Origin of the sequence: Steroidobacter sp. (assembly GCF_016790065.1) — a bacterium.
Taxonomy (GTDB): domain Bacteria; phylum Pseudomonadota; class Gammaproteobacteria; order Steroidobacterales; family Steroidobacteraceae; genus Steroidobacter.
The window spans coordinates 1-5,851 of sequence record NZ_JAEUPY010000377.1; the positions used below are offsets into that span (position 1 = coordinate 1).

Annotated in this window: 5 protein-coding genes; all 5 read left to right on the forward strand. The window is 61.0% G+C overall.

Annotation, left to right across the window (positions count from 1 at the left end):
- A partial coding sequence (locus JNL55_RS15575; RefSeq protein WP_293855187.1) for a hypothetical protein occupies window positions 1-250 on the forward strand: 250 nt, incomplete at its 5' end.
- A 164-nt stretch (window positions 251-414) separates the two neighbouring features.
- Window positions 415-963 (forward strand): mechanosensitive ion channel family protein, encoded by a 549-nt coding sequence (locus JNL55_RS15580; RefSeq protein ID WP_293855190.1) that lies wholly within the window; start codon window positions 415-417, stop codon window positions 961-963.
- A gap of 169 nt (window positions 964-1,132) precedes the next feature.
- Window positions 1,133-2,428, forward strand: a complete 1,296-nt coding sequence (locus JNL55_RS15585) for a conjugal transfer protein TraF (RefSeq protein ID WP_293855193.1) — start codon at window positions 1,133-1,135, stop codon at window positions 2,426-2,428.
- Window positions 2,429-2,454: 26 nt separating this feature from the next.
- Window positions 2,455-4,116: a hypothetical protein gene (locus JNL55_RS15590; RefSeq protein WP_293855196.1), complete on the forward strand. Its 1,662-nt coding sequence runs from the start codon at window positions 2,455-2,457 to the stop codon at window positions 4,114-4,116.
- 130 nt (window positions 4,117-4,246) lie between these two features.
- The gene (locus JNL55_RS15595) at window positions 4,247-5,845 is read left to right on the forward strand and encodes an amidase family protein (protein WP_293855199.1); all 1,599 of its coding nucleotides are present in this window, start codon (window positions 4,247-4,249) and stop codon (window positions 5,843-5,845) included.
- Window positions 5,846-5,851: the final 6 nt, after the last annotated feature.

Consider the following 5,851-nt stretch of genomic DNA (forward strand, 5'->3'; position numbering starts at 1 on the left):
CACCACCAACGGCCGCGTCACGACGACCACCGGCAGCTATCTGGTGAAATGGTTGGATCGCGAAATTCGCTTCGCACGCAAGAGCTCGAGCGAGTGCTCGACGGCCGGTCTGACCTTGCCTGCGGGCATGGTGCTGCCGACGAGCGCTGACTTGAAGAACCCGTCGGACGCAAACTCGGACGTCTACATCGGCACGAAGCCGACGGTTACCGAAGCGCCGCGTGTGATTCACGGCGACGTGATGTTCTAACGCGGTTCCAAGCCGAGCAGAATCAAGCTGCCATTGCGTCGGGCGTGGCAGCAGTCAATGTAGGCGACGCCATCGCTCGGCGTTGCCGCTGCGGGCCTCCGCCTTTCTCTTCCCAGCCCTAGCAGTTAAGCTCCACGGTCGCCCGTTTCGAGACGATGTGACCGATGAGAGACTTTTGGCCGGCGTGGGGCCAGGAATGGCTCGACCTGATCGTGCCCCTGATCCAAGTGGTGTTGATTGCACTGACTGCATGGTTGTTGCAGCAGTTGGCTCGGCGCGTGATTCGGCGCTTGGGCGAGCACAACTTACCGGTGGAGCTGCAGAACGTTGCTCGACGCATTTCCGCCGCGCTGATCTACGGTGCGGCGCTGCTGCTGGTTCTCGAGCGGCTTGGTGTGTCGGCCGCAGTGTTGTGGGCGGCCTTCACGGGCTTCGCAGCCGTGGCGGCAGTGGCGTTCTTCGCTGTCTGGAGTGTGTTGTCGAACATCTTCTGCACGGTGTTGATCTTCACCACACGGCCGTTCCGTCTGTACGAACACATCGAAGTGTTGGAGAACGGCGAGAAAGCCGGCCTCAAGGGCAAGGTGATCGACATCAATCTGATCTACACCACGCTGGAAGAGGACAGCACCAGCGAGGGTCAGCCCGGCAATCTGCTGCAAATTCCGAACAGCCTGTTCTTCCAGCGCGCCGTGCGTCGCTGGCGCCGCTAGCGACCCGCAGCGGCTTGACGGCGCGAGCTGCTACATAGCCACGCCGCGTTGCGAGCGTTCGCAATGTGAACCCCGTCATGCTTTCGGGACAAACGTAGCATTCTCGCTACAGTCTCGCCCGCGCAACGCCGCCATCCATAACTCGAACGATTATGGAGTGGAGGTTTTAGTGAAGAGTGTTGTCGTCACCGCCGCAGTGAGCGCGGCGTTGTTCTCCTGCGCGTCGCTGGCGGCGCCGGGATTTGTCGATGCCGGTCCCAATCTCAGCGATAACGGTGCTTCCGGTGCATGGACTTCTTTATACGCGACTCGCAATCCCGCGGGCTCTGAGTACTCGATTGCTCCGAACGCATCGTTCCGTCTCGGCATCCTGAGCAACGTCGGCTTCGGCGTGGAAGTGGGTGAGGTCGACAACTTCGCCGATGAAATCGACGACCTGATCGATGAATTGGATCGCGACAATATTTCGCTGGCCGAAGGCAACGCGCTGGTCCAGCGCTTCAACGCCATTCTTGGGCCGCTGAGCCGCGACGGCTATGTGAAAGTGCAAGCCGGCGTCCAAGTGCCGCTGTTCCCGATTCTGTACCGAAGTGAGCTGGGCGTGTTCACGCTCGATGCCAATTTGAGTGCGCAAGGGCGCCTCGGCTTCCTCGATTCGCCGCTGACCTACAACGCGGTGTCCGAAGAAGTGGAGACCGCTTCGGCGGCGTATGTCAAAGCTGGGCAAGTGACCGAGATCGCGGTCGGCTACAGCCGGCAGGTGTGGCAGCGCTCGGCCCGCCAGCTGATCGTCGGCGGCAACTTGCGTTACTTGCAGGCCAAGCTCAGCAAACAAGTGGTGGCGTTGGAAGCCATCGAAGATGACGAGGACGTCGAAGACTTGCTCAAGGACAACTACGACGTCAACGAACGCAAGTCGAGCAACGTGACGGTCGACCTCGGCGCCATCTACGACGCCGGCAATTATCGCGTCGGCGTGACGCTGGCGAATCTCACTGAACCTGACTTCGAGTACGGCGCCATCGGTAGCAACTGCGGCAGCCTGAGCGGCAGCGCGCAGTACAACTGCTTCACGGCTGCGTACTACGGCGATCGTATCGCTCTGAACGAGACCTGGACGCTGGAGCGTCTGGCGACTGTGGAAGGTGCGCTGTTCTTCGCTTCCGGCGTCGGTTCGCTTGCGGCCAGCGTCGATCTCAACGACGTGCACGATCCGGTCGGCGATTTGAACCAGAACTTGAAAGTGGCGCTGGGCTACAAGACGGCAACGAATTGGTTGCCGGACTGGCGCGTCGGCTATCGCAAGAACCTGGCCGGTAGCGAGCTGAGCAGCGCGTCCGTGGGTTTCACTTTCTTCGGTGCCGTGCATCTGGATGTTTCTTGCGGTCTGGAATCGACCCGCATCGATGGTAGCTCCGTGCCTAGAACGGCCGCGTTCAACCTCGGCTTCGAAATGAGCTACTGATCTGACCAGGCATGGAGAGAAATAGAATGAAAATTCGTAACAAGAGAATTTGGTCGGTGGCGTTGGCCGGCGGCATGCTGGGCCTCGCGGCGTGTGGTGGCGGTAGCAAAGGTACGCAGGACGTCGGCAATAGCCCGAGCAGCACAGGCTCTACCAGTCGTGCGTTCTATGCTCGCGCTGTCGATGGTTATCTCGCCGGTGCCACGGTGTATGTGGATCAGAACGAGAACGGTAAACTCGATGCGTTCGAGCCTCGCGCGCTTACCGATAGCGACGGCTACTTCTCTTATAACCACAGCACTAATACTGATTACTGCGCGTCTGGTGGGCTCTCGCAGTTCTGTCTGCGTGGCGCCATCGCTGCTAACACTGAAGTGCTGATTCGCGTGACCGGCGGCTATGACACGGTCACTCAGCTGCCGTTCAAGGGCGTGCTCAGCCTGCGTTCTAGCCAGTTGGGGCGCGACGATTTACGCCTGGTGACGCCAGTGACCAGCTTGGTCGCTGACTCGTCGTCGGGTGTCGATGCCAAGGTGCAAGCCCTGATCGCCGCGGGCCTGCTGCCGTCGGGCGGCTCTTTGAACGACGATTTGTTGAATGCAGACATGGCTTCGCAGATGAGTCGTGCCCAGCTGTCGGCGATCATTTCTCGCGTGGTTGGCGAAATCGGCTACCGTTCGCTCGGCCAGTCGGTCTTCGATGACGTGCACGGGCAGGCCTGGGCGGCTGCTTACATTGCGCAGGCGGCCAAACTGATCGAAGGCGCCAACGCTGGCGGCAGCTTCGAAAGCGTCTTGTCTTCTTACGACGATCTGAAAGACATCGCGCGTCGTTCGATCTACCTGGCGCTCAATCCGGGCCAGACCGTGCCGTCGAGCTATGTGCTGCCGAATGAAAGCGGCTTCGAACCGTTGTTGGAATTCACCGCCGGCTTGGTGAGCTTGAATGAGCAGATCCTGGCGGCTCAGCAAGCGGTGTTCACTCAGTCGGACCTGCAGGCCATTCTGCGTTTGCAGGCAGTGGCGGCTGAGCGCGCGTTGGCCAATCCGTACGATCCGGAACTGGACGACTTGGCGGACTGGGTGCGTAACCAGCTGGCGCAGGGCAACGGCTTGGGCAGCGACTTCAGCGCCTTGGGTGGCGATGACATCGACCTGAGCACGCTGATCGCCGCCAACTTCGATTTCGATCCGAACTCCAACTCCATCAGCGCCAGCGCCACGATTCCGGCCTTGGCGGCGCAAACCTTCGCAGCCCTGGTCAACACGTCGTTCGGCGTCAGCGTGAACGAGTGGGACGAGCAGGGCGCGGCAGTGTTCTTCGTCAGCGGCACCAATGGCGCTCGCTCGGGCGACATTGATGTCTGCGTACGTTATCGCGGCAACGATGGCGACTTCGACACCACGAGCAGCACCGATCCCAACGGCGCGTTGCTGGTCGGCGGGCGCTGGAGCTTGCTGGACGATCACACGCTGACGTTGAGCATCGATGTGGCTGGCGGCGTGCGTTCGCTGCTGCTTCGGTCGGTCGGCGCCAGCGGTTTGGATCGCAACTATCGCTTCGACTTCGGCAAGGACCTGTCGGAATGGAGTGGCTCGGCCCCGGCGGCCTTCACCACCGGTTCGGTGCCGGCGACCGATGCGGCCTGCAAAGCTGCGCTGATCGAACGGTTCGGCTCGATGACTTGATAGTTTGTAGCAGGCAGGGCTGCCCGCGAGCCCTGCCTGTTCGAGCTGTGTTCGACAAAAGGCATAGCTCTTGGCGCGGATATTTGATACACGGCCTGGCCCGAGTCATCGAATATCGCAAGAAGAGCACATGACCAGGATTTTCACGGCCTCGTTACTACTGACCTTACTGGCTTTGACGGCAGCACCCGCGGCTCAGGCCGCCAAGGTGCCGTTACACGAGGCGACCATCGGCGAGTTGGGCGCCGCCATGGATGCTGGTTCGCTGACTTCCGAAAAGCTGGTGCGCCTGTCGTTGGCACGGATCGCGGCCTATGACAAAAAGGGCCCGACCCTGCGAGCCGTGATCGCGCTCGATCCCAAAGCCATCGACATTGCCAAAACCCTCGATGCAGAACGGCGTCGGAAAGGTCCGCGCTCGGCGTTGCATGGCATTCCCGTCCTGGTCAAAGACAACTTCGACACCGCCAATCTGCCGACCACCGGTGGTTCGCTGTTGTTGGAAGGTTCGCTGCCGCCTGATGACGCCTTCCTAGTGAAGCGGCTACGCGATGCGGGCGCTGTGATCATCGGCAAGACCAACATGTCCGAGTTCGCATCGGGCGCCATGCGCAGCTCGTTGGGCGGCCTGATGCGCAATCCGCACGATTTGAATCGGGTGGCCGGAGGCTCTTCCGGTGGTAGCGGCATCGCAGTCGCCGCGACGTATGCGCCGTTGGCCTTGGGCACCGACACCGGCGGCTCGATTCGTTCGCCGTCCAATGCGAATGGTGTGGTCGGGTTGAAGCCCACCATGGGCGCGTTGAGTCGCGACGGCATCATTCCGCTGGCGTTGAGTTTCGATACACCCGGTCCGTTGACTCGTAATGTCAGCGACATCGCGCTGGCCATGAGCGTGCTGGCCGGTGTCGACGCCGCTGATCCGGCGACCGCTGAAGGCGAAGGCAAATATCCGCAAGGCTTCACTGGCAATCTCGACGCGAATGCTTTGAAGGGCGCGCGCATCGGCGTGGTGCGTGAGTTCCTGGGGTCTGATACGGAAGTGGATTGGGTATTCGAAGCGGCATTGACCACATTGAAGGAGGCCGGCGCTGAGCTGATCGACGTCAAGTTGCCAAAGTGGTTCAGCGCCAGAACCGATTTCTATCTGGCCGTGCGCGATGCCGAGTTCAAGACTCAGATCGAAACGTATCTAAAAACTCTGGACCCGAAGTATCCGAAGAGCCTCGAGCAATTGATGGCTCGGGCTCGCAAGCTCAATACGCTGCGTGACGACGGCGGCGGCCCGAATCCGGATCGGTGGTGGACGTTTCGCCGCGAGTTCGAAGCGGGCTCGATGACCGACTATCGCTACGTGGCCGTGCATGACAATGCGTTGCCCTTGGTGCGCCAGAGCATCGAAGGGATGCTGGCCGCCGAACGGCTTGACGCGATGGTTTACCCCACGGCGTCTCGTGGTACGGCTCTGATCGCCGAGAAAGGCGACGGCACCGCGCTGCCTGCCATCCTGCTCGCCAATCTCGGTGGCTTCCCGGATCTGTCCGTGCCGGCCGGTTTCAACAGTGCGTCCATGCCAGTGAACATTTCCTTTCTCGGCGCGCGTTTTTCCGAGCCGCGATTGATTGCGCTCGGATACAGCTTCGAGCAGGCCACACAGGCTCGTCATTTGCCAGTAAACACGCCGGCCCTGGCCGGCGAGACGATCACCGTGCCGGAGAGTGCTCGCTGACTATCC

Coding starts and splice junctions, on each gene's coding strand:
- JNL55_RS15580 (WP_293855190.1), top strand. CDS start 415: ATGAGAGACTTTTGGCCGGCGTGGGGCCAGGAATGGCTCGACCTGATC.
- JNL55_RS15590 (WP_293855196.1), top strand. CDS start 2,455: ATGAAAATTCGTAACAAGAGAATTTGGTCGGTGGCGTTGGCCGGCGGC.
- JNL55_RS15595 (WP_293855199.1), top strand. CDS start 4,247: ATGACCAGGATTTTCACGGCCTCGTTACTACTGACCTTACTGGCTTTG.